This window comes from Marinobacter sp. AN1 (assembly GCF_026013985.1).
Taxonomy (GTDB): Bacteria; Pseudomonadota; Gammaproteobacteria; order Pseudomonadales; family Oleiphilaceae; genus Marinobacter; species Marinobacter segnicrescens.
The window spans coordinates 2,325,321-2,352,193 of record NZ_CP110342.1 but is presented as its reverse complement, the minus strand read 5'-3'; the positions used below and the strand labels follow the sequence as shown (position 1 = coordinate 2,352,193).

Below are 26,873 nucleotides of genomic sequence, written 5' to 3'. Positions count from 1 at the left end.
GCTTGACGACAATAAAGCAACTACCGTGCCCAGCTGGCAATCCGACATTCCGGAAGCCGTGGGTCTCAGTACAGGTTTCGGAGACTATTTCGATGGCAGGCGTCCTTGACAGTGTTAACCAACGCACCCAGCTGGTAGGGGAAAACCGTCTGGAGCTGTTGCTTTTCCGCCTACGTGGGCGGCAGATGTATGGCATCAATGTCTTCAAGGTCAAGGAAGTGCTGCAGTGCCCGAGGCTGACATCCATCCCCAACAGTCGGTCAGTGGTTCGTGGCGTGGCCCATATCCGGGGCGAGACCATTCCGATCATCGACCTTTCCATGGCGATCAGGGGGCCGGGCATCCCTGCCGAGGAGCTTGCTACCAGCTTCGTGATAATTACCGAGTATAACCGGCGTACCCAGGGCTTTCTGGTGACCGGGGTGGACCGAATCGTAAACATGAACTGGGAAGACATTATGCCGCCGCCCAAGGGCGCAGGTAAGGATGTCTACCTCACTGCGGTTACCCGCATGGACGACGCCCTGGTGGAAGTGATCGATGTGGAGAAGATCCTGTCCGAGGTTTCACCACTGAGCGAGGACGTGACCGAGGCGGTTCTCTCGAAGAACACCCGGGATCGCAGTGCTTCAAGGCCGGTACTTGTCGTGGATGACTCTTCCGTTGCCCGTCGTCAGATGATTCGGTGCCTTACGGCTATCGGGCTTGAGGTGGAGTCAAGGAACGATGGCAAACAGGCGTTGGAGTATCTTCAGGGGCTGGTGGCGGACGGCAGCAGCATTACTGACCATGTTTCCCTGGTGATTTCGGATGTTGAGATGCCCGAGATGGATGGTTACACGCTGGTGGCGCGCCTGAAGAATGACCCTGCCCTGAAAGACCTGTACATTATGCTTCACACGTCCCTTAGCGGCATATTCAACCGTGCCATGGTACAGAAGGTGGGTGCTGACGATTTCATGGCCAAGTTCAGCCCGGACGAACTCGCTGAGCGGGTCATGGAAATTCTGGATCGTGGGTAAGACAGTCGGCAAATCCCATGGTTTGACCTATAGGGCAACTGCAGAGATTCGATGAAAGCTGATATCACGCCACAGGAATATGAGGCCTTCAAGAAGTTCCTGCAGGATGCCTCTGGCATTTTGTTGGGCGATAACAAACAGTACCTGGTCAAGAGCCGGCTGCGTCGTCTGCTGGAGGATAATGGGATGGATTCGCTGGGGGACCTGCTCGGTCGCCTGCAGCGTCCCGGATCGGCCCAGCTCAGGGAAACCGTCATCGATGCGATGACCACCAACGAAACCCTGTGGTTCCGGGATACCCACCCGTTTCGCATCCTTTCCGAAAAACTCATGCCGGAGTTGGCTGCACGTAACAGCACCCAGCCCCTGAGAATCTGGTCCGCTGCCTGTTCCACAGGGCAGGAACCCTATTCCATCGCCATGGTCATCGAGGAATACAAGCGTTTCCAGCCCGGGCGGTTGAAAAGCGACGTACGAATCGTTGCCACGGATATTTCACGGCCGGTACTGGAAACGGCCAAGCGGGGTGAATACGAAATGCTCGCGTTGGGCAGGGGGTTGTCGCCGGAACGCCAGAGGCATTTTTTCTCCTCCCTGCCCAGCGGGGGCTGGAAGGTCAAGCCACAGGTCCAGCGCATGGTCGAGTTTCGTGAAATGAACCTGCTGGAGCGGTACCTGCTCGGGAAGTTCGACCTGGTTTTCTGTCGGAACGTATTGATCTATTTCTCTGCTGACCACAAGAAAGACATCCTCACCCGTATGCACGCCTGCCTGAACCCGGGTGGTTACCTTATCCTGGGCGCTTCCGAATCATTGAACGGGCTTTCCCACCTCTACGAAATGGTGCAGTGCCATCCGGGTATTATTTACCGCAAAAAGTGATCCGGATAGCGAGTCAGAAATCAGCTGGCACCTCAGCCTCAGTAAGGGAATCCTGCCCAGGCAGGATAAAACGACAGGTGTTTCTTCCAGCCACCTTGCTTTCATACAGCGCTTTATCCGCAAGGGAGTACACCTGCTCGGCTGACAGCTGTTCATCCGGAGGGATAATGGCAACCCCCGCGGACACTGTCAGTCCCCTCTCGCCAGCCGGACCCGTAAGTGACTCTGACAGACTGGAACTCAGTGAGCTCAGCTTATCCCTGAGGTACGCCGCCGGGGTCTTACTGACGACAATGCCAAACTCTTCACCGCCAAGCCGATAGAGCTGGTCTGTGGTGCGCTGCCAGTGTTTACGGATAAGGGTCGCAACATGTTGGAGCACGCGGTCGCCTTCCGGATGTCCATAGAGGTCGTTTACTTTCTTGAAATGGTCAATATCCAGAACGATTAACGCCGTTTTGCATCCAGTGCGATTGCCATGTTTCAGCTGATTGCCCAGCGATTCGAGAAATGTCCGGCGATTGAGCAGGCCAGTGAGTGAATCCGTGACGGAGTCCTGTGCCAGTCGGCGATTGACTTCACGGAGCTCCCTTGTCTGTTGGTCAACCTGCTTTTGGAGTTCCTCTTTCAGTTCCCGTTCCCTGCGGATGAGGGAGGTTTTGTCTTCAAGCTGCTGTCGTTCCAATTGTTTGATTCGGTCAGCCAGTGCAAGGGCCAGTACAAGCATCTCGACCAGCGACCCGATGTTGAGCGCATTCTCGGTAAGCCACGTGGATGGCAGCAGGTCCAGTACCCTGGCGTAGTAAGCAAATGCAGAGAGAATCAAGAGTGTCCATGCGAGCAGGAATATTCTTGCACTGCGATTCCCTTGCAGGGAGAGGCGTGTAGCCGCGAGGAGGATCAGCACCATGTTGATCATGGCAATTGGAATCAGGACTGCGAAGGTGGTGCTGTAGACTCCGATTATCGCCAGCCAAAGCGGGTACAACATGAGTCCGCACGCGAGAAGCAGACCTTTCCGAAGCCAGGGCGCATTGTGTGTGAGCTGGAGAAAACGCAGGGTGAACGCGTTCAGGGTTAGGAATAGACAAACGGAGAACACACCAACCGCTGCGTTATTCCACCAGGTGCCGCCCGGCAGGCTGAAATACGACGCGTAACCCCGGAACGGAAGATTCCACAGCAGAAACATCGCGAGGTAAAGGCTATAACTCAGGAAGTTGCCTGAACGGGTGACGAGCCCAATGATGAGGTTGTAGAGCAGCAGAACCACGATGGCTCCGTAACAGAATCCGAACCAGAGATTCTCGATTTGCCGCTTGTTATGGAATTCAAGGTAGGACGTTAATGAGAGCGGAAGAGAGTCGTAGAGCCCGTCGTGGGTATCAAGGCCCAGGTAAAGTGTGCGAGCGTCGTGCCCCGGAATCTGCAGGGGAAAGGCGAATCCACGATAAGCTAGCGGTCGGGCTTCGGCTGGACGACGGTCGCCGGTTTGCCAATAGTCAAGCACGTCGCCGGCTGACGAGATATACCAGGCGTCAATATAGTCCTGCAGCGGCTGCTCCAGGTCCAGCACCAGTTGCCGTGGTTCCTCACCCTTGTTGGTGAGCTCAAGTTTTATCCAGTAACGACTGTTACTGAAACTGAAGTTGGGTGCCAGATTGACCAGAGGTTGCCAGTCTGCAACTGGCCTTTGTCTGACCTGCTGTATCGTCAGATCCTGGCCCGGGTCTTCCAGCAGATAATAACTGGCCTCAATTGGCGGGTTGCCCGAGGTGCCATGACTGGCCGCAGGAACTAGTGTCCCGTCTGGGTAATTCGTTTATTTATCATTAATGACACTCAACTTTGCTCGCGCCACTGAAGTCATAATCGATTCTGCGCTTTTGTGCCAGCGGAAGGGCTTTGCCAGCTTCTCATTATGAGTTTGGATAAAGCGACGAATCGCCTTCTTCAGTTCGCCGACACTGGTAAAAATGCCACGGTACAAAGCACGGCGTTCCAGTTGACCAAACCAGCCCTCCACGGCATTCAGCCAGGAGGCGCTGGTTGGTGTGAAGTGAAGCTTGAACCGGGGATGTTTCTCCAGCCAGGCTTTTACCTCTGGTGTTTTATGAGTCGAGCTGTTGTCCAGAATCAGATGAAGGTCCTGCTCTTTCGGTGTTTCTCGATTAATCTGTCGCAGAAAGTCGAGAAACTCTTTGGCTCGGTGGCGTTGCGTAATGCGCCCAATCACTTCGCCGTTCAGAATGTTCAGAGCCGCGTATAAGCTGGTCGTGCCGTGCCTCTTGTAATCGTGGGTGCGACGCTCGATCTGGCCGGGTTTCAATTGCAACTTTGGTTGAGTGCGATCCAGTGCCTGGATCTGCGTTTTCTCATCAACAGACAGCACCAGGGCGTTATCCGGCGGATTCAGGTACAAACCGACAACATCGAAAACTTTATCAGCAAAGTCCGGATCATTGCTGATTTTGAAAGTTTTCAGCCGGTGCGGTTTCAGGTCAGCGGCTTTCCAGATCTGATGCACTTGCCAGCGACTAACACCGGCATATTCGGCCATCAACCGGACGCTCCAGTGGGTTGATTCCTTGGGCAGCTTTTTGACCGTGTCATCAAGAATTGCCTTAACCTTTTTCTGATTCAGCTTTCTGGGTTGCCCGGGTCTTGGTGCATCCTGAAGACCGCTCAGGCCCTGTTCGGTGTAACGATTACGCCACTTGAATACCGTGGCCGTCGTGGTTCCCAGTCGCTCAGCAACGACTTTGGGTGATTCACCGGCATTCAGGGCCAAAACGATTCGCGCTCGCAGAACGAGATTCTGACTCAGCGTGCTTGTTCGCAACCAGCTTTCCAACTCCAGTTGATCGTTTACCGTAAGATTAAAGGGAGCTGGTTTCCGGGCCAAAACAGAGTCTCCAAACTCGTGAATAATAGCTCGAATTATAGCATATATGCGCTTAGGAAATACCCGGACGGAACACTAGCAACAACAGAATGCACACCGGTATCAGTTTCGACAGCAATGACATTATGAATACTTTATGGATCAGGTTGGTTTGATGCTCTCTGAGGCCGGGCCATGGAGGCAGGTTCCCGGTTAAATCCGGTTGCCTGGGGTGGGCAGATGGCCGCTGGTCGAGAGTATAGCCGGATATAGGCCAGTTAGGACTGGACATTGCAAAGTATTACAATCCTGCTCCACTGGAGCCGTTGTTATTTGACCGGGTAGCGCTATGAAAGACCTTAACTTCCGCCATCTCTATCATTTCTGGATGATTGCCCGGGAAGGTGGGTTGAACCGCGCTGCGGAGCAACTGGACCTTACGGCCCAGACCCTGAGCGGACAGCTGGCTTCATTGGAAAACCAGCTAGGCGGGGCCCTGTTCCACCGTCGCAATCGTCGCCTGGTGTTAACGGACTTTGGTGAAACCATCTTCCGGTACGCTGACGAGATGTTCACCACTGCGGAGTCTTTGTCGGAACTGCTGCAGCAGCCACCGGAGCATCGACCGCTGACACTGTCAGCGGGGCTTTCTGCGTCCATTCACAAACTGATCGGTTATCACCTCCTCGCGCCGGCGCTTGGCCTGAGCCGGGAAGTGCGTCTGCAGTGCCAGACCGGTGATACCGATAACCTCCTGGACCGGCTCGCTCGCAAGGAGCTGGATGTGGTGCTGACGGACAGGCAGCCCCCCTCGGAGCGGGCCGGGGCGTTCCAGGCCCATCGCCTGGCGAGTTCATCGATTTCGCTTTTTGCCGAGCCAGCACTGGCCAGTGAGTTGCGTGACGGCTTCCCTGGCAGCCTCGACGGTGCGCCTTTCCTGGCCACCTCCCTGGACGCTCCGTACTTTACTGAATTGATGAACTGGTTCGCCGGTAACCGGGTTCGGGTGCGGGTGACCGCACAGGTGGATGACAGTGCCCTGATCAAGGTCTTTGGCCGGCAGGGGGTGGGGTATTTCGCCGCCCCTACCGCCATTTCCTCCGAGGTTTGCCGACAGTACCAGGTGGAAGCCATCGCCAGTATTGAAGAAGTCCGTGATGTGCTCTTTGCGGTCACCCGCGCTGGACAGATCCACCATCCGGCGGTTGACGCGATCATCAAGCCGAGGGGGTCTATCGGCCAGGAATGAGCCGGGAACCGCTGGCGAGGTCTGCGCGGAACCAAATAGTTCGATAAAACCGAACTTTCAATCTTGTTAAATATGATTTATTGAGGTGCCTGGCCACGGGATACTGGCAGCGTGTTCCACAGAGGAGGACCTGCCATGAAAACCATTCACAAGTTCCGTATCGACCTCTCCCGGGAGCCGACCCGGCTGACACTGAAGCAGGGCTTCCGGGTTGTCCGCTGCGAGTACCTGGTGCCGGACAAGGGGGTTTACCTGTGGGTCGAGCAGCCCCTGAACATTACGACCCCTACCGTGGAGCGCCAGTTTGCCCTGGCCTTCTCCGGTGACCCGGTACCAGACAGTTATGGTTACCTCGATACCGCCCTGGATCCCTTCGGGCCCGAGGCTTACCACGTGTTCGAGGTGCCGGTGGAATCAGAAGCGCCGTTACTCCGGGGCGCAGCCCAGAGCCAAGTGGATTCCCCATTGCTTGGCGAGGCCAGGTATCAACGAGCTACAGCCAACTGACCAGATAGTTGTGCACTCTCTTGGGCCCTTCGGGGCCCTTTTTTGTTTGGATTCCCGGATCCATCAATGATTGTGTCGAAAATGGACAGTAGCTGTGTCAGGCTCTGTTCCTGCTTTGGTGCTTATCGGCATCGTGATTTGCCAAACCAGGCGGGGCGGGATTGAATAGGTAAAGGCAGCGCTTTGGGCCCGCGGCCAAGGCGCTGCACGAGACCTTGCCACCAGGAGATGTTATGACAGGACTCATACTGCTCGGACTGGCACTTTTACTGGTGGCTGTTACTGTTCTCGGCAAGGTACCGGTGCATGATTGGTGGGTGAGGGCCTGCGAGTTCCCCAGGATACAGATTGCGGTCTTTGCGCTGCTCCTTGCAGTGGTCTCACCGTTGGCTGGTGAGTGGTTTGCCTGGGTCCTTCCGGCATCGGTGCTGGTTCTGGTCGTCCAGTTCTTTCGCATCCTGCCCTGGACCCGTCTGTGGCCGCTGCAGGTTCAGTCCGCTGAATCGGGGCAGGACGAACGGTGCTTCACCCTGATGGTGGCCAATGTGCTAACCCCGAACCGGGACAGCGACGGACTGATCCGCCAGGTTAAAGACCAGCAACCGGACCTGCTGTTGACGCTTGAATCGGATCAGTGGTGGGGAGATCGCCTGGACGAGGCCTTCGGAGAATGGCCCTGCATAATCCGCATCCCCCTGGATAACCTGTACGGTATGCACCTGTACTCCCGGCTGCCGCTGGAAGACGCCGAGGTTAAATACCTGATCCAGGACGATATTCCGTCTATTCACGGCTGGCTGCGCCTGCCTCAGGGGAGCCGTTTCCGGTTTCACGCGTTGCACCCTCGGCCGCCGGCCCCCAGCGAGAGTGAAGAATCGTTGTGGCGGGATGCGGAGTTGTTACTGGTCGGGCAGGAAATCCGTGAATCGGGCTTGCCCTCGGTTGTGGCAGGCGACCTGAATGATGTGGCCTGGTCAAGGACCACCCGCCTGTTCTGCAAGGTCAGCGGAATGCTGGATCCACGACGGGGCCGGGGCATGTTCAGCACATTCCACGCTGGCCACTGGTTTCTCCGTTGGCCTCTGGACCACGTGTTCACCAGTGAGCATTTCACCGTAAAGCAGGTTCGACGCCTGGCGTACTTCGGTTCCGACCATTTCCCGATGCTGGTTACCCTGTGCTACCGCCCGGCCCGCGCGGGCGAGCATGAAACACCAGAGGCGGATGCGGAGGAACACCAGGAAGCGCGGGAGACCATCCGGGAAGGTAAGATCCGGGACCAGGAAACCTGATGGGAAAAGTCGTCGTATTTGCCAGCATTCACTTTGTCAGCAGGGTATAGATATGGGTATCAGAACTGTCATTGTAAGTGTACTCGGCCTGTCCCTGGCGGGGTGTACCAGCCTGCCCGAGGGCATAGAGCCGGTGCAGGGATTTGATGTGGACCGCTATCTGGGCACCTGGTACGAGATCGCCCGGTATGACCATTCCTTCGAGGAGGGGCTTGAAAGCGTCACCGCCGAATACGAACTGAACGAGGATGGCAGCATTAAGGTTATCAACCGGGGCTATTCACCAGAAGATGGCGAATGGCAGGAAGCCGAAGGCAAGGCCCGGTTCGTGGAGGGCGAGACAACAGCTCACCTTAAGGTATCGTTTTTCGGTCCTTTCTACGCATCTTACGTAGTGTTTGGCCTGGACCATGACAATTACCGGTACGCCTATGTCACCGGATATGACCGGGACTACCTCTGGTTCCTGTCGCGAACGCCCACGGTAAGCGACCAGGCCATGGAAAGGTTCCGAGAGGCCGCCCGTGCCAATGGCTTTGACCTGGACGAACTCATTATGGTGGATCAGGGCCGTAATGAGTGATCGAGGCTGAGTATGGCACGCTGGTTTGTTATTGCAGGCATTATCCTGCTGGTTATCGGCCTGGTGCTCCACTTTGCTCCCGGGTTGGTTCAATGGTTCGGCAAGCTGCCCGGCGATCTGCACTGGCGCTCGGAGCGAACCCAGGTATTTGTGCCGATTACCTCCATGATCATTATCAGCATCGTGCTGACTATCCTGCTTAACCTGTTTAACCGGTAACCCTATGACCTCAGAGTGGCAGATTGGCGTAGATCTGGGCGGTACCAAGACCGAGGTTATCCTCATGGACTCCGCCAGTCGTGAGCACTTCAGGATGCGCCTGCCTACCCCACACGGAGATTATCAGGGAACCCTCGCGACCATTGAGCGGCTGGTGCACGAGGCTGAATTCCATGCGGGCTGTTCCGGATTGCCGGTGGGGGTGGGGATCCCCGGTTCAGTCTCCCGGCTGACGGGAAGGGTAAAGAACGGCAATTCCACGTGGCTGAACGGTCAGCCCATGGCGGAGGACCTTGCCCGGATACTGTGCCGCCCGGTGACCCTGACCAATGATGCCAACTGCCTTGCCCTCTCGGAAGCGACCGATGGTGCTGGTGCAGATTCTCCAGTCGTTTTCGCGGCCATTCTGGGGACAGGGTGTGGTGCGGGGATCAGTATCGGGGGGCAGCTACTTACCGGGCCCAATGGGTTAGCGGGGGAGTGGGGCCACAATCCCTTGCCATGGACCAATCAGCGGGAACTGGACGAGCGCCCCTGTTTCTGTGGGCGTCGGGGTTGTAACGAAACCTTCCTCTCCGGTACTGGCATGGCGCTGACCCATCAGTTGCGATGGCAGGAAATGCGCACCAGCCAGCAGGTAGTCGCTGCTGCGGCCAAGGGCGATATCCGGGCACAGGAAACCCTCGACCTATACCTGGACCACCTGGCCCGGGGGCTCGCATCCGTTATCAACCTGCTGGATCCGGATGTCATTGTGCTCGGTGGCGGGTTGTCCAATCTTGAAGCCGTTTATCAGCAATTACCCCGCCGTCTTCCGGACTACGTGTTTGGTGGCGAGTGCGATACGCCTGTGGTTCGAGCGATTCATGGCGATTCGAGTGGGGTGAGGGGGGCCGCCTGGCTGGCTGTGAAACCGGCCTGAGCAATCCCCTGTCAGATCAAGCCTGCGCTCTGCAGGATAAAGACGCCAAGGGTTACCGTCACACTGGCCAGCAGCGTGGTGATGGCGACGATATTGGCCGCCATCCGTGCATTCCCTCCCAGAGCCTTGACCATCACAAAGCTGGCGGCTGCCGTTGGGCTGGCAAAATACAGGAACATCAGCCCCAGCTCACGGCCCTCAAATCCTGCCGCCCAGGCCGCCAGCGTGCACAGTGCGGGCAGCGTAACCATCTTGAACATACTGGCGCCCATCGCCGGCCCGCTTTCTTTACGGATCGCACTCACCGAGACGGTTGCACCGATACACAGCAGTGCGAGGGGCAGGGTTAGGGAGGCGAAATAGTCCCCACTGGTCATCACCCATTCGGGGAAGGATACCTCCCACCACGCAAAGGGTATCGATATCAGTACTGACAGAATCAGTGGGTTGCGTGCGATATCTCCGAGAATTTTTCCCCAGCGGAGCTTCTGTTCGGACTGGTAGGTCAGCAATACCAGTACTGACAGAATGTTATAGCAGATAATCACCAGCCCCAGCAGGATCCCGCCCGCCGACAGGCCATAGTCGCCGTACAGACTGGCTGCCAGTGCGAGGCCAACAATACCGCAGTTGCCACGGAAAGCCCCCTGCACATAGACGCCACGGTCGGCACGAGGGACGCGCCAGAGCGCCCAGGTCCATACCAGGGCGAAGCTACCTGTGGTGGCCAGGGCGAAGAAACCCAGCAGCTGGGGGTTGAAAGCGGTATCCAGGTCCGCCCGCAGGATGCTCAGGAAGATGAGAGTGGGCAGCGTTGCTTTAAAGACCAGTGCTGAGGCGGTATTCACAAAGGCCGCGTCTATCCAGCCGAGTTTCCTCAGCCCCAGCCCGATAAACACCATGGCGAACACCGGAAGGGTGGTAGCCAGTGTTTGCAGAAAAACCTCAATAACTGTATACAAACTGAACATTCCTTAACTTCTCCCTGCGTGGAACAGGGAGTTAAATAGGTCAGGTAATAAGCAGGGATCGTTGAATGCTATCACGCTTTACGCTCCGGGATTGCCGTAGCATGTGTCCCTGACAAGTCGGAACTCAGCCAGTCATTGGATGTCATGTCTGCTAGCAGGCGTCCCGGGAACAGGGGGGGTTGTGTATACCAAGAGGAATGAAACCGGTTATGCCGACGCCCTGATCCGAGAGGCGGAGGGGCTAGAGTTGCTTCGCAACGCCCTCGAGATCGCGGGTGTATCTACCGTGCGGGTGCCCCAGGTCTATTCGGTCAATGAAGAACGGATGGAAATGACCGCCATAGTTCCAAAACGCCAGACCGATGACCTGCTGGCAAAGCTGGGAGAGGGGCTGGCCGCCGTACACAGCCTGCCCCAGGCCTGTTACGGTTTTGGCCGGGATAACTATATTGGCCTTAACCCCCAGAAAAACCGGGAAACCGACAACTGGGGTGAATTTTTCCTGGACTACCGACTGGGCTACCAGGTAAGGCTGGTCTCCGACGCTTCCATCCGTAGGCAGTTTACAGAAGTACTTGAAAGCCGGCGCCAGGTATTGGTGGACTGGCTAAACGACCACAGCCTGGGTCCCAGCCTTTTACACGGCGATCTCTGGTCCGGTAACGCCCTGTTCGATGAAGAGACCGCCTGGCTGATTGATCCTGCGGTCTATTACGGCGACAGCGAAGCCGACCTGTCGATGACCGAAATGTTCGGCGGCTTCGGCCCGGCTTTCTATGATGCCTATAACGCCAGGCGACCGTTGAGTGGGGAGTACCAGCGGAAGCGGGTGATTTATAATCTCTACCACTTTCTCAACCACTATAACCTGTTTGGTGGCTGGTACCTGGGGCCGTGTGAAAAGGGGTTTGAGGTTATCAGGCGGCTCTAAGGCGAGAGGGAGGGATTATTCGGCACTTCGTGCCTCACCCCCTTCGGGGGCCGTCGTCGCGTTGCTCCGACGTTCCTTCCGCTGCGTTGCAGCCTCCGGTCGAACCCACGAGGCTTCTCACCCGCCCTCACGGCCAATAAAAAAAACCCCAGCATTTCTGCTGGGGTTTCGTATTGGCGGAGAGGGAGGGATTCGAACCCTCGATACGCTATTAACGTATACACACTTTCCAGGCGTGCGCCTTCAGCCACTCGGCCACCTCTCCAAAACGGTATAACTGTGCCTGATTTATCGCGCGGCGCTTGCTCTGCAAGCGAACTTTCCAGGCGTGCGCGTTATTCGGCCCTGCGGGCCTCACCCCCTTCGGGGGCCGTCGTCGCTTTGCTCCGACGTTCAGTCGGCCTGGCGGCCTTGGTGTCAGCCACTCGGCCACCTCTCCAATAAACTGTTCCAAATCAGCGACATTGTCGCTCATTTGAGGGCGCAAACTGTAATGGTTTTTTTTGGGCTTGGCAACCGTTGGAGGAAAAAATTATTGGGCGGGTTACAGGGTGAACACACTCGTTTGCTGGATAGCCATGTAGACGGCAGTGCCTGCGACGATGGAGAGCAGGGCATTTCTGCGCCAAAGGTGAAGGAGGATCACTACCAGGCTGGGGATCAGGGCGTCGGCTCCGAAGGCCGGGGCTGTCCAGTTGGCTGATCGTAGCAGAAACACCAGCACCAGCAGGGCCATCACGGCGGCTGGCAGATAGCGCCCAATGTGCAGCAGTAATGGGTGCTCATGGTGCCTGGACAGGAACAGGAACGGGATCACCCGGGTCATGAACGTCGCCACGGTCGCCACCGCGATAAAGGCGAGTATATAGGTGGTGTTATCCATGGGCAGGCCCCTCGCGCCGGCTCTTGCGCCAGCGATATTGCAGCAACAGTGTGCCCGTAGCGATAACCACGGCACCGATCAATTGATGGGCGGTCGGCAGCAGTGTCACGGCTATGGCCGCCGCCAGGGCACCTGTCCACAGGGGGAATTGCTCGCCCAGGGCCTTGTATTGCTCGATGGTCAGCACAATGAAGAGCGCCACAAGGGCGAACTCGATGCCTGTACTGTCAAAGGCCATGTTGTCGCCCAGAAGTGCCCCCACGGCGCATCCCACTACCCAGTAGAGCTGATTGAACAGGGTAATGAGGAAGTCATTACGCTGTTCCTCGCTCCTCGTGCCCGGCCTGGGCCGGCTGGTCAGCAGGGAGTAGGTTTCATCGGTCAGCCCGAAAATCAGGTAGAGCTTGCGCCAGCCGGCACCCCGAAACTGGCCCAGCAGGGACAGGCCATAGAACAGGTGGCGGGCGTTAAGCACGAACATGGCCACGAAGACTTCAAGCAGGCCCGCACTGGCGGCGATCAGGCTCACGGCCAGTATCTGACCGGCACCGGCAAAGATGGTGATCCCCATCAGAGGAGCGTACCACCAGGCATAGTCCAGCTGTGCGGTAAACAGCACCCCGAAAGCCATACCCAGGGGCAGGTAACCGAAGAGGATGGGGAGGGTTTGTCGAAAGAGTACGGCGCTCATGGGTGTCAGGAGGATCCTCGGAGCGTGGAAAAACCGCCAATCATACCGCGGCCGCCTGTGCCTGCCTACTGTTGTTTGGTACCTACTGGTTTTTACAATTTTTCACCGTAAACCGCACTGTTGCGTTATTTCTGAAACCGGACTGTCATATAGGCGACTTAGGGTGCGTGCATTGCATCTGATCCGGAGTTGCCATGTTCGCCACTGTTCGCGCCCGTATATTCACCTTCGCCTTTCTCGCCCTGGCCGCATTGGCGGCGCTGGGCGCCGTCAGCTGGTCGATCATTGCCCAGTCGTCGCGCGCGACTGACTCCCTGATCAACGACGACCTGGAACAGAGCTGGCAGTTGTCGGCACTGGATGAGTCGCTGCGCCAGCTTCAGGATCTTTCCTACAAGACCAAGGCCCAGTTGCTGCTGTGGGATGAGATTGAGCCGGCCTTCAGCCAGCTTGAGGTGACGCTGCCCGGGCACTGGCAGACACTAACCGCGAACCCGGGGCTTTCCGATTGGGCACAAGGGCATCAGGACGACTTCGGCAGGGTTCAGGAACTTCTTGGGGCCATGTCGGAAGGAATCGGGGCTCGCTCATACTACCAGGTGGGCCAAGTGGTCGATTTCCGCTTGATGCCGGCCGTGGAACCACTTTTGCTGGCCATCCGCGGGGAGCAGCTCAAGCGTCGTGAAACTATCCAGGCCAGTGCTACCCGGTTGCTTGCCTTTATGGATCGGCAGGGAGGGTACCTCCTGGCCGGATCACTGGTATTTCTTTTGTTAGTAATGGGAATGACCCTTTGGCTCCGTCACTCAGTGATTCTGCGCCTGCGCCGCACCGAGCTGACCCTGCGTGAAATGGAGGCCAATTCGGACCTGCGACAGCCCCCCGAGATATCAGGGCGGGACGAAGTTGCCGGTGTGGCAGCCGCCATCAATAGTCTGGTAACCCGGTTCGGCCGGTTCATCCATGACATACGCCATGCCGCAGCCTCCCTGGATGATCGTGCTCGTACCCTGGAAGAGCAGGCGGAAACCGTGCAGCAGGCCTCAGCCAGGACGCGCAGCCAGATAGACGAGGTGTCAGGCTCCATGGAGGAGATTGGCGCCCAGGCAAATCGTGTAGAAGAGTCGGCGAGGGACTCCCGGGCAACCATTGCCACCGCACTTGAGGGAAACCAGGGTGTGCAGGATGGGTTGCAGCGTTCGGAGCGGGCGGCCGAACATACGGTGGCGGTCATTGGTGAGGTATCGGCCGCCATACAGGTGCTGGCGAATTCTGCAGGCAAGGTAGAGCAGGTGGTCAGTGTGATCGCCGATATTGCCGAGCAGACCAACCTGCTGGCTTTGAACGCGGCCATCGAGGCTGCCAGGGCGGGGGAGCATGGCCGTGGTTTTGCGGTCGTTGCGGATGAAGTTCGCACTCTGTCCCGGCGTACTTCGGACTCAACCGGGGAAATCCGCCAGTGGGTGAATGACCTGGTGGAAAACGTTCAAAGCATTGAGGATCGACTGCTGGAAATGCGTTCGGCAGGAGATGAAAACCGGAATGAACTTATACAGTTACGGGACCATCTTGAAAGCCTTGATAAGCATTTTGACCGCCTGGCCACCCTCAGCGAGACTATCGACAGTGCTGTCTTTGCCCAGCGTGAGAATATCGAACGGGTTGGCAGACGAAGCCGCACCCTCTCCGACAGCGCTGACCTGCTGGTGCGATCGGTGGAGCAGGCCCGAAACGTTAGTGATGCGCTGCGACTGGAGTCTGGGGTCATTCGTGAGATCGGGGCCCGCTTCGAGGTTCAGGAGGCCTGACCTGCGACTGCAACGCCTGGTTCCGTTATCATGGCCGCCGACCTTTGCTGATGGAGCTGAATCCGTGGAAGAGACCGAGAAGACCCCGCAACAGGACCCTCGCGAGGAACCCTTTGTCGTTGATACGGCACTGCTGACAGAGGATCAGCTGGAAGGCCTGGTCCAGGAGTATTGCACCCGGTACCACGGCCTGAACGATCAGGAGAGCCCCTTGCAGGAGCATAGCCGGGTACTGTCCGCAGTTCGTCGCGGTGACCTGGTCGTCTGGTTTGATCCGGTGGAAAACGCCGCCGGTCTGGGGCATCCGCCAGGCCAATAAATTCCATGCATGGAAGGTTATAACCATTAGCCGGTTCAGTTGATGGGGTTTCCCCTTTATCATGACTCTCCCGAAAACCCGGTTGCCTTCCTTTACACGAAGTGTGCCGGCGGCTGATCAACAATAAATGGAAACATGCTCATGGCCAGTTTTCGCAGTGTCCTGATTGCCAACCGTGGTGAGATCGCCATCCGTATCGCCCGTAGCCTTTCCGAGGCCGGAATACGCTCTGTCGGCGTGTATGCGCCTGATGATGCTCAGTCCCTCCATGTCCGTCGGGTGGACCATGCAGTGGTGCTGAGCGGGCAGGGCGTAGAGGCCTATCTGGATGCTGTCCAGTTGGTAAAGCTGGCCCGCGCCGAAGGCTGTGATGCCATCCACCCGGGGTACGGTTTTCTTAGCGAAAACCCCGACTTTGCACGTCGTTGCGAGGAAGCCGGCCTGGTCTTTATCGGTCCATCCGCCGGTTGCCTTTCGCTGCTCGGCGACAAGGCCCGGGCGCGAGACCTGGCCCGGGAGTGCCGGGTGCCCCTGGCGACGGGTACTGATGGCGACCTTACCCTGGACAAGGCGAGCGTGTTCCTCGGGCAGCTTAAAGCTGACCATGGCGATTCCGCCGGTATGATGCTCAAGGCTGTGGCCGGCGGTGGCGGTCGCGGAATGCGCCCCGTGTTCAACGCCGGGGAACTGGAATCCGCCTGGCAGGCCTGTCAGCGCGAGGCGCAGCGAGCCTTCGGTAATGACTCACTGTATGCCGAGCGATTGCTGGCTAGCGCCCGCCATATTGAAGTCCAGGTTCTGGGTGACCAAACCGGTGCGGTAACCCACCTGTGGGACCGTGATTGCAGTCTGCAGCGTCGGCGCCAGAAGCTGGTTGAGCTGGCTCCGGCCCCTCACCTTACCCCGGGGCAGCGCCAGGGGATGATTGATGCGGCCCTCGCCATGTCTCGCGCGGCTGGGTTGCAGGGACTGGCGACCATCGAATTCCTGCTGGATATTGGTTCCGGTGATTTTGTGTTTATGGAAGCCAATCCGCGCCTGCAGGTTGAGCATACGGTTACTGAGATGATCAGTGGCCAGGACCTGGTTGCCTTGCAGTTGGCACTTGCTTCCGGCAAGACCCTGGCCGAGCTTGGACTGGCCGGTACTCCCGCCGAACCGGGCGCAGCCAGCGCGGTTCAGGTAAGAATCAATATGGAGACCCAGGGCCCGGACGGCCAGGCCATGCCGGCATCGGGTACCCTTTCGGTCTACGAGCCGCCGGGCGGACCGGGAATTCGCGTCGATGGCGCCGGCTATGCTGGCTACCAGAACACCGGTGGCTATGACTCGCTGCTTGCAAAGCTGGTGGTGTCCGGCCAGGGCCCACTCAATGAACTGATGCGCAAGGCCTACCGGTCGCTGTGCGAATTCCGTGTTGAAGGCATCGATACCAACCTGGAGTTTCTCCGCAACCTTGCCCGCCTGCCTGAAATGGCCGACTGGTCAGTGACCACCGCCCTGGTGGAAGAACGGATGGCTCAGCTGAGCGATGCCCGGGAGGATGCTCATCCACGTTACTTTTTCGAGCAGGCGCAGCAACCGGCGACGAACAGCATTCAAAAAACCGGGAGTCAGGCCCCGGAGTTGCCTGAAGGCCAGGCCGCCGTTAACACTCCGGTGCAGGGCACGGTGGTTCGCATTGCCGTGTCTTCCGGTGAGACCGTTACCCCCGGGCAGGTGCTGGCCATCATCGAATCCATGAAAATGGAGTTCGAGGTGAAAGCCACCTCAGCGGGTCAGGTCAGGGAAGTCCTGGCAGGGGAGGGTACAACCCTGCGGGAGGGCGAGGCACTGTTCCACCTCGCGATGGATGGCACGGTCGCCGAAGACATACTGACTGAGGAGAGCTGGGACCTGGAAAAGATTCGCGAGGACCTGGCGGATGTCCTGGAGCGCCATGACCGGTTGCAGGATCACCGGCGGCCGGCGGCTGTCGCCAGGCGACGCAAGACCGGTCAGCGTACGGCCCGGGAGAATATCCTTGACCTGATGGATGAGGGCAGTTTCACGGAATACGGGGCGCTTGCCCTGGCAGCCCGCCGTCGGCGGGTTCCCATGGACGAATTGATGGAATCGAGCCCGGCGGATGGCCTGATCGCCGGAATCGGCACGGTCAACCGGGACCAGGTAGGGCCCGAAGCCGCTCGCTGCATGGTGATGTCCTACGATTATACGGTTTTCGCCGGCACCCAGGGCATGATGAACCACAAGAAAACCGATCGTATGCTGCAACTGGCTGATCGCTGGCAGTTGCCCCTGGTGCTGTTTGCCGAGGGTGGTGGTGGCCGACCCGGGGACACCGACCACGTTGGGGTGGCAGGGCTGGATTGTCACACCTTCACGGCCATGGCAAACCTGTCTGGCCGGGTCCCGCTTGTTGGTATCGTTTCCGGGCGGTGTTTTGCCGGGAATGCCGCGTTGCTTGGCTGTTGCGATGTCATCATTGCCACCCGGGATGCCACGGTCGGCATGGCGGGCCCGGCCATGATCGAGGGTGGCGGCCTGGGCCGCTTCACTCCCGAAGAGGTGGGCCCGGTGTCGGTGCAGGGGCCGAACGGGGTGGTCGACATCATTGTAGAGGATGAGGCTGAGGCAGTGGCTGTGGCGAAACAGTACCTGTCTTACCTGCAAGGAGGTACGCCGGACTGGAGTGCGGAAGACCAGCGCCTGCTCCGTCACCTGATTCCGGAAAACCGGTTGCGGGTCTATGATATCCGCCGGGTTATCCGGGCGCTGGCGGACCAAGCTTCGGTAACCGAGCTCCGCCAGGAGTTTGCACCGGGCCTGGTCACTGCACTGGTACGCATCGAGGGACACCCGTTTGGACTGATGGCCAACAACCCGGCGGTACTCGGTGGCGCAATCGACGCTGCTTCCGGTGACAAGGCTGCACGCTTCATGCAGTTATGTGACATCGCCGGGCTGCCCATTCTGTCATTGTGCGATACCCCAGGCTTTATGGTGGGGCCGGACGCCGAGCGGGAAGCCACCGTGCGTCACGTGTCCAGAATGTTTGTCACCGCCGCCAAGCTTCGGGTACCGTTCTTTACAGTGGTGTTGCGCAAGGGTTACGGGCTGGGGGCCCAGGCTATGGCGGCTGGCAGCTTCCATTCGCCCATGTTTACCATTGGCTGGCCGAGCAGCGAGTTCGGCGCCATGGGGCTGGAAGGCGCAGTAAGGCTCGGGTACCGCAAGGAACTCGAGGCGATTGCAGACCCCGACGAACGGCAGGCAGCCTTTGAGAAAATGGTGGCCAAGGCCTATGAGCACGGCAAGGGCATGAACATGGCCAGCTTCCTGGAAATCGACGCGGTCATAGACCCAGCAGAAACCCGGCGCTGGGTTATCCGTGGCCTTGAGTCTTCACCGCCGGACAGTCGGCAGGGGTATAACCGGAGTGACCGCTTCATTGATGCCTGGTGATCCTCGGGAAATGGAGCGGTTGGTGACCCGCGAAGATATTGATGTGCAGGCTATTCGTTGATTCTGGTAGGCGGTACAATCGCCGAAACACTATTGTTGTATATCCAGGCATTGTTCCGGTGTTCCGCTACGCGGGACAGGTAGCGAGAGGTGAACATTGATCAGCGTACTCGTTGTAGACGACCATGACCTGGTGCGTTCGGGAATTACCCGGATGCTGGCCGATAACCCGGACATTGATGTGGTTGGCGAGGCCTCGTCGGGGGAAGCCGCCATCGAGGCCGTCCGCCAGCGCCGGCCAGACATTGTGCTGATGGACATCCGCATGCCCGGTATTGGTGGCCTTGAAGCGACCCGCAAGATTCTTCGCCTGGATGACTCCATTCGGGTCATTGTTGTTACTGCCTGCGCCGACGACCCGTACCCCACCCGTGTGATGCAGGCCGGGGCCACGGCTTATATCACCAAGGGTGCTGACCTGGACGAAATGGTCCGGGCTATCCGCAAGGCGCACTCTGGCCAACGCTACATCAGCCCGGAAATTGCCCAGAAGATGGCGCTCAAGCAACTGGGTGGCGACTCCGAAGACCAGGACGAATCCCTGTTTGACCGCCTTTCGGAACGTGAGTTGCAGATCGCCATGATGGTGGTCGATTGCCAGAAGGTGCAGGATATTTCCGACAAGCTTTGCCTGAGCCCGAAAACGGTCAACAGTTACCGTTACCGCATTTTCGAGAAGCTGGAAATCTCCAGCGATGTGGAGCTGGCGCTTATGGCGGTTCGATTCGGGTTGCTTGATGCCGACAAGGTCTGACACCCCGCCCCGGGAGAGCAACGACCAGGGATTTGACAGCAAGGCATTCCTCAAACGGCTGACGGAACGGCCTGGCGTTTACCGCATGTACGATGATGGCGGTAACATTCTCTACGTGGGCAAGGCCCGCAACCTTAAAAAACGGGTAGGCAGCTATTTCCGCAAGTCCGGCCTGGCGCCCAAGACGGCCGCCCTGGTTACCCGTATCCACCACATCGAAGTGACGGTGACCGGCAGCGAGACAGAAGCGCTGCTGCTGGAACAAAACCTGATCAAGTCCGAACGGCCGCCATATAATATCCTGCTGAGGGATGACAAATCCTACCCCTATATCTACCTCTCCGGGCATGACGACTATCCGTCACTGACCTTCCGCCGGGGTCGAACCCGGAAGGGGCAGGGCACCTGGTTCGGGCCTTATCCCAGCTCGGGAGCGGTCAAGGAAAGCCTTAACATCCTGCAGAAGATATTCCGCATAAGAGATTGTTCTGAAAGTTATTTCAGAAATCGAACCCGTCCATGCCTTCAGTACCAGATCAATCGTTGTACCGCACCGTGTGTCGGGTATATCACTCCGGAGGATTACCAGGCGGATGTGCGTCACGCCACCATGTTCCTGGAAGGTAAGAACCCCGCCATTATCCGTGACCTGATGGACAGCATGGAGCAGGCGGCGGCTAACCTGGAGTTTGAAAAGGCTGCAGCCTGTCGTGACCAGATCAACCACTTGCGCCATGTTCAGGAGCAGCAGGCTATCGACAGCGAGGGTGGCGATGCGGATGTGATTGCCATGGCCCAGGACGCCGGTATTGTCTGCGTGGTGGTGATCATAGTGCGGGGCGGTCGGGTGCTGGGAACCAAGGATTACTTCCCGCGTTTCTCGCTGGAACAGACCGACGCTGAACTGCTGGCGGCGTTCCTCGGCCAGTTCTATTTCGGTAGCGCCACCCGGCGAGAGATACCCCGGGACGTACTTGTAACCGCCATGCCGGACGAGCATGAACTCCTCTCCGAGGCCCTCAGTGACCAGGCTGGCCGTGAAACCCGCATCCGGCAGAACGTCCGTGGGGAGCGCCGCAAATGGCTCGAACTCGCCCAGACCAACGCCCGCCAGACCCTCATGACCCACCTTGCCAGCAAGGAAACCGTGTACCGGCGCTTACTGGCCCTGCGTGACTTGCTGGACCTGGCGGAAACCCCGTCCCGTATGGAATGTTTCGACATCAGTCATAGCCATGGGGAAAACACGGTCGCATCCTGCGTGGTTTTCGACGAGAATGGCCCGCTCAAGAGCGATTACCGACTCTATAATATTGAAGGGATTACCGGCGGCGATGATTACGCTGCCATGAAACAGGTGCTGACACGCCGTTACCGCCGGATGGTCAACGGCGAAGGCAAACGCCCTGACCTTGTGCTGATTGATGGCGGTAAGGGTCAGTTGAGAATGGCCAGGGAAGTGTTCGAGGAACTGGGCATACGGGATATTCCATTGATTGGTGTCGCCAAGGGCGTTACCCGGCGGGCGGGTATGGAGCAGTTGATTGACGCCCTGACCGGTCGGGTCTTCCGGGTGCCACCGGATTCGCCGGCCCTGCACCTGATCCAGCACATCCGGGATGAGAGCCACCGCTTTGCCATTACCGGGCATCGCGCACGACGGGACAAGAAACGTCGGCAGTCGACACTGGAAGGTATCGAGGGGGTAGGGCCCAAACGCCGTCGGGACCTGATCCGCTATTTCGGCAGCGTAAAGACGCTGCGTGATGCCGGAGTCGATGAAATTGCCAAGGTACAGGGCATCAGCAAGACCCTGGCTGAATCCATTTATGCCGCATTACACGATGAGTAAGGAATCCATGAACCTGCCAAACATCCTCACCCTGTCCCGTATCGTGATGATTCCGGTCTTCGTGGCGATCTTCTACCTGCCGGCGCAATGGAGCTATGTGGTCAGTGCAGCCATTTTCGCCATTGCCGGGGCCACTGACTGGCTGGACGGTTACCTGGCCCGCAAGCTTGATCAGTCCACCCCGTTTGGCGCATTCCTGGATCCGGTGGCGGACAAGCTGATGGTGGCCGTGGCGCTGACGGTACTCATCGAGGAGCACGCCAGCTTTATTCTCACGGTTCCGGCCATGGTTATCATCGGTCGTGAGATCGTCATTTCGGCCCTGAGGGAGTGGATGGCAGAGATCGGTAGCCGTGCCAGTGTTGCGGTTTCCTATATTGGCAAGATCAAGACCACCGCGCAGATGGTATCCATCATCATGCTGCTTGCGGTTCCGCCCGGGGGGACGATTGCGTGGTTTGGCACTGCACTGCTGTACCTTGCTGCCGTACTCACGCTCTGGTCCATGGTGTTGTATCTGCAGGCAGCCTGGCCGGACCTGTTTCCGGAAACGGAACAGCGTCAGTAATTCTCCAGGACCCCGGCCACCCAGTCTGCTACTTCGGCGGAAAGCCGGTCCGCGGCGCGGCCGAAAGCGGTTACAGCGTCTTCTATCGAGCCCCCCGTTGCATCGCTTTGCAGGGGTATGTTGATACGGAAGTCCCGGGTTGCAAGGACGGCGCGGCTGCCGTTCTCCACCAGCTGGGCCTGGAGGAAGAGGCGAACCCGGCGCGGGTCTCCTGCGCGGTCTTCCTGGAACTCCAGCATCGAGGAATTCAGGGTAATTTGACTGGCGGCACCACTGTCGTCGGAAACCACCGTGCCTATTCGAGGATCCTCCCGAAGTGCCCGTAGCAGGTGGTCGCGGAGCAGTTCAGGAGCTTCCGTTACCCAGCGCACACTGCCATAGGCCGCCAGTTCGTTGGGGCGAGTCTCAAGTACGATGCGTTTACTCCCAATCAACCCACTTGCTCGCGGCCGGTCAATTCTGAGCACCGGGACACCACCTTGTGCCTGGGGGGATGATGAATCCGCCTGGAAATGGTAGGGCAGGCTGAATTGCCGCTGAGGTTGTTTCTCGGGAAACAGTGAAACGCTGCAGGCGGTCAGGGCCAAAACCAGGGCAGCGGTGCCGGCGGCTTTTAAGATACCGGGACGAAAAAGACGACAGGGCTTCATGGTGATACCTCCTGAATCGGGTCCTGACCCAGCAGCGCCTTGCCCGGATCCTCTTCCAGGCGCTGGGTAAGCCGTCGCAGGTTGCGCAGGGTAGTTTCCAGCTCCTGCATGACTGGCGCCAGTTCCCCCAGGCTTTGCAGTCCCTGGCCGACCGAGCCTTCGTTATCGGCCACCAGGGTATCGATACGGATGGTCGCCTGTTCCAGGGATTCGGCTGCCGAGCGGGCTGAGGCGAGCATCGGCTGGCCTTCCTGCTCAAGCAGCTCGTCCAGGTAGTTTCCCAGCCGATCGTATCGCTCAAAGGTCTGTTCGGCCCGCGCTGCCGCTTCGTAAACCGCCACCAGGGCACGGTTGAGGTTTTCCCTCTCACCCACCAGCGAATCCGAGGCGGTACGCAGGTTTTCGAGCGCTGCGGTGAGGTTGTCGGCGTTTTCCTCAGACAGGAACTGGTTGGCATTGGTGAGGAAATCATCGGCCCGCTGGAAAAGGCTCTCGCTATTGCTCATCAATGCGCTGAGCTGGGAGGGTTCTGCCTGTATATAGGGCGGGTTGCGCCGGTCGCCTTTGAGTATCTTACTGTCCGCTGTGCCTCCGGACAGCTGGATGGTCATGGCGCCGGTAATATTGGCCAGGCTCAGGGAAGCCTTGGTATTCTCCCTGACCGGTACATCCTCGTACACCCGCACCAGCGCCAATACATGGCTGGGATTCTCCGGGTCCAGCCGAAGTTCCGCCACGTTCCCCACCTCGATCCCGCTGTATTGCACCGGGCTGCCTTCGGACAGTCCGCTGACACCCTGGCGGAAGCCGATTTCGTACCAGGTGTATTCCCGGTTGCCTTGCGAGTCACCCAGCCAGAGTGCAAACAACAGGATGGCGGCAATGGTGACAACGGTAAACAGGCCGATCAGTACATGGTGGGCCCTGGGTTCCACGTTAGTGGTCCTCCCTGCTCAGGCGTTTGTGGGCGTCTGCGGCGGCACGGCCACGGGGACCGTGGAAGTAGTCCTGTATCCATGGGTCCGGGTTGTCTTCAACCTGGCCAAGCGAGTCGGCAACAAGTACCTTGCCCCTGGCCAGCACTGCCACCCGGTCACAGGTAGTGTAGAGGGTGTCCAGGTCGTGGGTAACCAGGAAAACGCTAAAACCAAGGGCATCGCGAAGGGTCCGGAGCAAGCGGTCAAACCCGGCCGCACTGATCGGATCCAGGCCAGCGGTAGGCTCGTCGAGGAAAAGCACCTCCGGGTCCAGGGCCAGCGCCCGGGCCAGGGATGCGCGCTTTACCATGCCACCCGAGAGTTCTGAAGGATAGTTCTGTGCGGCCTGTGCTGGCAAACCGGTAAGGGCCAGTTTCATCCGCGCCAGGTGTTCGGCATCGTCACGGCTCAGCCCGGAGTGTTCGACCAGGGGCAGGGCGACGTTCTCCTGCAGGGTCAACGAAGTGAACAGGGCCCCGGTCTGGAACAGGACACCGAAGCGTTGTTCGGTTTGTGAGCGCTCCCGGGGCGACAGCGTTGCCAGATCCTGGCCAAACACCCGGATGGTGCCGGCGGTGGCCTGTCGTAATCCGATAATACTGCGCAGTAACACCGACTTGCCGGTGCCGGACCCACCCACAACACCAAGGATCTCGCCCCGATAAAGGTCAAGGTCCAGGTCTTCGTGAACGGTATGGTCGCCAAACCGGTTAACCAGGCCCCGTACTTCAATCAACGGTTGCCTCACCATCCCATCTCCATAAAAAACAGTGCAGCAATGGCGTCCAGCAGGATTACCATGAATATCGACTGCACGACGCTTGAAGTGGTGTGTTCACCAACGGACTGGGCGCTGCCGCTGACCTTCAGGCCTTCAAGGCAGCCTATGACGGCGACCACAAAGGCGAAAATCGGCGCCTTCCCCAGCCCGACAAGAAAGTGGGTCAGGGCGATGTCCCGCTCGAGAATCGTCAGGAACTGGGTGACAGATATATCCAGGCTGTACAGGCACACCAGCATACCGCCGAAAATGCCGGAGAGCATGCCGGCAAAGGTGAGGAAGGGGAGGCTGATAACCATTGCCAGTACCCTGGGGAGCACGAGCATTTCCATCGGGTCCAGCCCGCCTGCCCTCAGTGCGTCTATCTCCTGGTTAGCCTTCATCGAGCCCAGTTGGGCAGTGTAGGCACTGGCTGTCCTGCCGGCGAGCAGTATGGCTGCCAGCACCACGCCGAATTCCCGCAAAAACGCGTAGGAGACCAGGTGAACCGTATAGATGGTGGCACCAAAGTCATCGAGCACTGTGGCCCCGAGCCACGCAACGACAGCGCCGACCAGAAAGGTCAGCAGTGCCACGATGGGGAGTGCGTTAAGCCCCGTTGACTGGATATGGGATACCAGTGAAGTGATCCGCCAGCGACCAGGCCGGGGCAGTACAAACATTAAGGCGGTCAGGGTCTGACCGATGAACCCGGCCAACAGCTTTTGGCCCTGGTAGAACCCCGCTACTCCGCGACCAACCAACGCCAGTGCGTGACGTAGTCCGGTGGGCGGTTTTATCTCTTCCGCCTCAAGTTCTGCGGTAGCCCTGGCCACCGCCACCATAAGTTCCCGGCGTTCCGGAGCCAGTGACGCATCTGCCTCGGCCAGGGCAATGAGGCGTTCGCTACCCACCAGTTCCGCAATCAGCGTTGCGCCAGCGCTGTCCAGGCGCCCGAGTCCTGACCAGTCCACAGACGGCTTACCGCCTCCCTGATGACCGGCGAGGGCTTTATGCACCTGTTGACGGAGTTCGCTGAAATGACCAAGAACCCAGTCCTCGGTGAGGACCAGGCTATCCCTCTCAATGATCAGGTTGCCGGCTGTCGGCATCCGTCACTCCCTAACTGAAAAAAGACTTGTGCCTCAATGATAGCGGATAGCAAGCCAGAGGTAATGTCGTGATCGTTGCGAGCGGGCAATGAGGGTGGCAAACCGGTTGGCCTGAGGTTTGTCTGAATTTTCACCACAAAACCTGACAAAACAGAAACTTGTTAAAAAGGTGTTGACGGCGGAACCGGAATCCGTAGAATACCCAGCCGTTGACGAGGCAATGCCTCCAGACGAAGAGCGGGAATAGCTCAGTTGGTAGAGCACAACCTTGCCAAGGTTGGGGTCGCGAGTTCGAATCTCGTTTCCCGCTCCAATTTCTCTCCGGTTCCGCCGGTTGGAAAGCACGATCCAAGTCTCTCAACGCCCACCTGAGAGCAGAAAGCCCCTTCGAATGGCTTTTCCGGCGCGGTGGCAGAGTGGTTATGCAGCGGACTGCAACTCCGTGTACGCCGGTTCGATTCCGACCCGCGCCTCCATTTTTACCTTTTAAAATCAACCAATTACCTCATCTCCATTTAGTTGATTTTCTCACCCAAAAAATATCCAAATTAAACCCAAAGTATTATCCGCTTCAATCCGTGACAGAAGAGCGGACAAGTGAATGTGCAGGGCATCTTGAACAAGCGTGATTAGCTGTCTGTTGCGACCAAAAACACAGCCTCTTGCTCTAACGCCTTACCGCTCAGCTTAAGGGCCGCAATAAGCTCCAGCACCTCATCGGGTTCCTGATCCAAATTTAAACTTGCCTCGGCATTGGCGACATATTTGAGATTATTTCGCCATACCTCTGAATTGCCATAGCGCTCCAATTTGGTTGTCCAGTCAGGCATTAGCCAAAGTTCGACATCGTCACCCAGCGCTTTGCGTAGGCGGGCGTAGTTCTCAAGTCCGACGCCATCGTAGTCTGGAAACATGAGAATCCGTGGACTGCGTTTTTTCTCGCATAGCCACTCTATCAGCCGTTCACTGACTTGGCCCTGATAATAGAGTACGGATCCGTGCAAGCCCTCAGGTACCCAGCTGGTGTCATCCAGCAACCCCTGGTTTTCCACCAGCCATAAGGGACTGTCGGTGGCCAGAGGCGTTTCATTCCGACTGATATCGATGGCGAGGGCTCCGGCGATGGATGTCAGCTGCCATAGGTCGAGCAACTCTCCATCACGATTCCAGCTTACGCCCGGCATTGTTGCCTTCAGCAGGCGGTAAGAAGCGGCGTGTAAACTCTTTCGACCTTTGGTGGACCGAGTAAACGCGAGGTTTTGTGCCCGGACTGGATGAGCTCGGTTGGCTGAATCTGCATCGGGCCGCAACTCCCGAAGGTGTTGCTCAAACACCGGTGAGTTGCTGATGCGATAAACGAAGCCATTGCCCTGGCGCAGCTTGGCGACACATGCCGTTCTGCGGAGGAACTCATCAAGCACCCGCTTCTGTGTGGGCGTGAACCGTGATCCATGACATTCTCCGCCGGAATCCTCAAGCTTAACCAATGCTTCTCTGAGCGATCTTTTCATT

At 58.2% G+C, this 26,873-nt stretch carries 25 protein-coding genes, 3 tRNA genes and 1 other RNA gene; 17 read left to right on the top strand and 12 right to left on the bottom strand.

Going from position 1 to position 26,873, the window contains the following annotated elements; genetic code table 11:
• The first annotated feature begins 92 nt into the window (after positions 1 to 92).
• On the top strand, positions 93 to 1,022 hold the full coding sequence (locus tag LJ360_RS10845) for a chemotaxis protein CheV (RefSeq protein WP_091848227.1): 930 nt from the start codon (positions 93 to 95) through the stop codon (positions 1,020 to 1,022).
• Between the two features lie 51 nt (positions 1,023 to 1,073).
• The gene (locus tag LJ360_RS10840; protein WP_264993967.1) at positions 1,074 to 1,904 is read left to right on the top strand and encodes a CheR family methyltransferase; all 831 of its coding nucleotides are present in this window, start codon (positions 1,074 to 1,076) and stop codon (positions 1,902 to 1,904) included.
• A gap of 13 nt (positions 1,905 to 1,917) precedes the next feature.
• Here the strand turns inward: LJ360_RS10840 and LJ360_RS10835 are convergent, their stop codons facing one another.
• The gene (locus LJ360_RS10835; protein WP_264996028.1) at positions 1,918 to 3,615 is read right to left on the bottom strand and encodes a diguanylate cyclase; all 1,698 of its coding nucleotides are present in this window, start codon (positions 3,613 to 3,615) and stop codon (positions 1,918 to 1,920) included.
• A gap of 111 nt (positions 3,616 to 3,726) precedes the next feature.
• A complete protein-coding gene (locus LJ360_RS10830; RefSeq protein ID WP_264993966.1) occupies positions 3,727 to 4,809 on the bottom strand; it encodes an IS630 family transposase in 1,083 nt (360 codons plus the stop codon).
• Positions 4,810 to 5,137: 328 nt separating this feature from the next.
• Between LJ360_RS10830 and LJ360_RS10825 the strand changes: the two genes are divergently transcribed.
• The 6 genes from LJ360_RS10825 to LJ360_RS10800 all read left to right on the top strand — a co-directional run bounded on the left by LJ360_RS10825 (position 5,138) and on the right by LJ360_RS10800 (position 9,560).
• On the top strand, positions 5,138 to 6,037 hold the full coding sequence (locus LJ360_RS10825; RefSeq protein ID WP_264993965.1) for a LysR family transcriptional regulator: 900 nt from the start codon (positions 5,138 to 5,140) through the stop codon (positions 6,035 to 6,037).
• 135 nt (positions 6,038 to 6,172) lie between these two features.
• Positions 6,173 to 6,544 (top strand): hypothetical protein, encoded by a 372-nt coding sequence (locus tag LJ360_RS10820; RefSeq protein WP_245742381.1) that lies wholly within the window; start codon positions 6,173 to 6,175, stop codon positions 6,542 to 6,544.
• Between the two features lie 233 nt (positions 6,545 to 6,777).
• The gene (locus LJ360_RS10815; RefSeq protein ID WP_264993964.1) at positions 6,778 to 7,836 is read left to right on the top strand and encodes an endonuclease/exonuclease/phosphatase family protein; all 1,059 of its coding nucleotides are present in this window, start codon (positions 6,778 to 6,780) and stop codon (positions 7,834 to 7,836) included.
• Between the two features lie 52 nt (positions 7,837 to 7,888).
• A complete protein-coding gene (locus tag LJ360_RS10810; protein ID WP_091848222.1) occupies positions 7,889 to 8,419 on the top strand; it encodes a lipocalin family protein in 531 nt (176 codons plus the stop codon).
• 12 nt (positions 8,420 to 8,431) lie between these two features.
• Positions 8,432 to 8,638 carry a DUF2905 domain-containing protein gene (locus tag LJ360_RS10805; RefSeq protein WP_091848221.1) on the top strand — a complete coding sequence of 69 codons (207 nt, stop codon included), beginning with the start codon at positions 8,432 to 8,434 and terminating at the stop codon, positions 8,636 to 8,638.
• Positions 8,639 to 8,642: 4 nt separating this feature from the next.
• Entirely contained in the window at positions 8,643 to 9,560 is a 918-nt protein-coding gene (locus LJ360_RS10800) for an ROK family protein (protein ID WP_264993963.1), read from the top strand.
• Positions 9,561 to 9,571: 11 nt separating this feature from the next.
• On the opposite strand, the gene LJ360_RS10795 is transcribed toward LJ360_RS10800, so the two are convergent.
• Positions 9,572 to 10,462: an AEC family transporter gene (locus LJ360_RS10795; protein WP_264996027.1), complete on the bottom strand. Its 891-nt coding sequence runs from the start codon at positions 10,460 to 10,462 to the stop codon at positions 9,572 to 9,574.
• A gap of 250 nt (positions 10,463 to 10,712) precedes the next feature.
• On the opposite strand from LJ360_RS10795, the gene LJ360_RS10790 reads away from it, so the two are divergent.
• Positions 10,713 to 11,462: a fructosamine kinase family protein gene (locus LJ360_RS10790; RefSeq protein WP_264993962.1), complete on the top strand. Its 750-nt coding sequence runs from the start codon at positions 10,713 to 10,715 to the stop codon at positions 11,460 to 11,462.
• Here the strand turns inward: LJ360_RS10790 and LJ360_RS10785 are convergent.
• The 4 genes from LJ360_RS10785 to LJ360_RS10770 all read right to left on the bottom strand — a co-directional run bounded on the left by LJ360_RS10785 (position 11,461) and on the right by LJ360_RS10770 (position 13,036).
• Positions 11,461 to 11,603, bottom strand: a non-coding RNA gene (locus LJ360_RS10785) — RtT sRNA. The two genes, LJ360_RS10790 and LJ360_RS10785, sit on opposite strands and share 2 nt — an antisense overlap.
• Positions 11,604 to 11,636: 33 nt before the next feature.
• Positions 11,637 to 11,727, bottom strand: a tRNA-Ser gene (locus LJ360_RS10780).
• Between the two features lie 279 nt (positions 11,728 to 12,006).
• Positions 12,007 to 12,345 carry a branched-chain amino acid transporter permease gene (locus LJ360_RS10775; protein WP_091848217.1) on the bottom strand — a complete coding sequence of 113 codons (339 nt, stop codon included), beginning with the start codon at positions 12,343 to 12,345 and terminating at the stop codon, positions 12,007 to 12,009.
• The gene (locus LJ360_RS10770) at positions 12,338 to 13,036 is read right to left on the bottom strand and encodes an AzlC family ABC transporter permease (protein WP_091848216.1); all 699 of its coding nucleotides are present in this window, start codon (positions 13,034 to 13,036) and stop codon (positions 12,338 to 12,340) included. Before LJ360_RS10770 ends, LJ360_RS10775 begins: the two co-directional genes overlap by 8 nt.
• 194 nt (positions 13,037 to 13,230) lie before the next feature.
• Between LJ360_RS10770 and LJ360_RS19915 the strand changes: the two genes are divergently transcribed.
• The 6 genes from LJ360_RS19915 (at position 13,231) to pgsA (ending at position 21,862) form a co-directional block, all read left to right on the top strand.
• Positions 13,231 to 14,844, top strand: coding sequence for a methyl-accepting chemotaxis protein (locus LJ360_RS19915; RefSeq protein WP_320108761.1), 1,614 nt, complete (start codon positions 13,231 to 13,233; stop codon positions 14,842 to 14,844).
• Between the two features lie 64 nt (positions 14,845 to 14,908).
• Positions 14,909 to 15,163 (top strand): hypothetical protein, encoded by a 255-nt coding sequence (locus LJ360_RS10760; protein ID WP_091848214.1) that lies wholly within the window; start codon positions 14,909 to 14,911, stop codon positions 15,161 to 15,163.
• A 135-nt stretch (positions 15,164 to 15,298) separates the two neighbouring features.
• A complete protein-coding gene (locus LJ360_RS10755; protein WP_091848213.1) occupies positions 15,299 to 18,628 on the top strand; it encodes a carboxyl transferase domain-containing protein in 3,330 nt (1,109 codons plus the stop codon).
• A gap of 157 nt (positions 18,629 to 18,785) precedes the next feature.
• Complete coding sequence (gene uvrY, locus LJ360_RS10750; protein WP_091848212.1) at positions 18,786 to 19,442, top strand: UvrY/SirA/GacA family response regulator transcription factor; 657 nt, start codon at positions 18,786 to 18,788, stop codon at positions 19,440 to 19,442.
• Entirely contained in the window at positions 19,426 to 21,294 is a 1,869-nt protein-coding gene (gene uvrC / locus LJ360_RS10745) for an excinuclease ABC subunit UvrC (protein WP_264993961.1), read from the top strand. Before uvrY ends, uvrC begins: the two co-directional genes overlap by 17 nt.
• Positions 21,295 to 21,301: 7 nt before the next feature.
• Positions 21,302 to 21,862 carry a CDP-diacylglycerol--glycerol-3-phosphate 3-phosphatidyltransferase gene (gene pgsA, locus LJ360_RS10740; RefSeq protein ID WP_091848210.1) on the top strand — a complete coding sequence of 187 codons (561 nt, stop codon included), beginning with the start codon at positions 21,302 to 21,304 and terminating at the stop codon, positions 21,860 to 21,862.
• On the opposite strand, the gene LJ360_RS10735 is transcribed toward pgsA, so the two are convergent.
• Genes LJ360_RS10735 through LJ360_RS10720 form a run of 4 tightly spaced genes read right to left on the bottom strand, consistent with a single transcriptional unit; the run spans position 21,856 to position 25,361 of the window.
• Positions 21,856 to 22,512 carry an ABC-type transport auxiliary lipoprotein family protein gene (locus LJ360_RS10735; RefSeq protein WP_264993960.1) on the bottom strand — a complete coding sequence of 219 codons (657 nt, stop codon included), beginning with the start codon at positions 22,510 to 22,512 and terminating at the stop codon, positions 21,856 to 21,858. The two genes, pgsA and LJ360_RS10735, sit on opposite strands and share 7 nt — an antisense overlap.
• Positions 22,509 to 23,447: an MlaD family protein gene (locus LJ360_RS10730; protein ID WP_264993959.1), complete on the bottom strand. Its 939-nt coding sequence runs from the start codon at positions 23,445 to 23,447 to the stop codon at positions 22,509 to 22,511. Before LJ360_RS10730 ends, LJ360_RS10735 begins: the two co-directional genes overlap by 4 nt.
• A gap of 1 nt (position 23,448) precedes the next feature.
• A complete protein-coding gene (locus LJ360_RS10725; protein ID WP_264993958.1) occupies positions 23,449 to 24,240 on the bottom strand; it encodes an ABC transporter ATP-binding protein in 792 nt (263 codons plus the stop codon).
• Positions 24,234 to 25,361: an MlaE family ABC transporter permease gene (locus tag LJ360_RS10720; protein WP_091848206.1), complete on the bottom strand. Its 1,128-nt coding sequence runs from the start codon at positions 25,359 to 25,361 to the stop codon at positions 24,234 to 24,236. The genes LJ360_RS10725 and LJ360_RS10720 overlap by 7 nt, the downstream gene beginning before the upstream one ends.
• 237 nt (positions 25,362 to 25,598) lie before the next feature.
• On the opposite strand from LJ360_RS10720, the gene LJ360_RS10715 reads away from it, so the two are divergent.
• Both LJ360_RS10715 and LJ360_RS10710 read left to right on the top strand, forming a co-directional pair.
• Positions 25,599 to 25,674: transfer RNA gene (locus LJ360_RS10715), tRNA-Gly, on the top strand.
• Between the two features lie 89 nt (positions 25,675 to 25,763).
• Positions 25,764 to 25,837: transfer RNA gene (locus LJ360_RS10710), tRNA-Cys, on the top strand.
• A 153-nt stretch (positions 25,838 to 25,990) separates the two neighbouring features.
• Here LJ360_RS10710 and LJ360_RS10705 read toward each other — a convergent pair.
• The gene (locus tag LJ360_RS10705; RefSeq protein ID WP_143066546.1) at positions 25,991 to 26,872 is read right to left on the bottom strand and encodes a hypothetical protein; all 882 of its coding nucleotides are present in this window, start codon (positions 26,870 to 26,872) and stop codon (positions 25,991 to 25,993) included.
• Position 26,873: the final 1 nt, after the last annotated feature.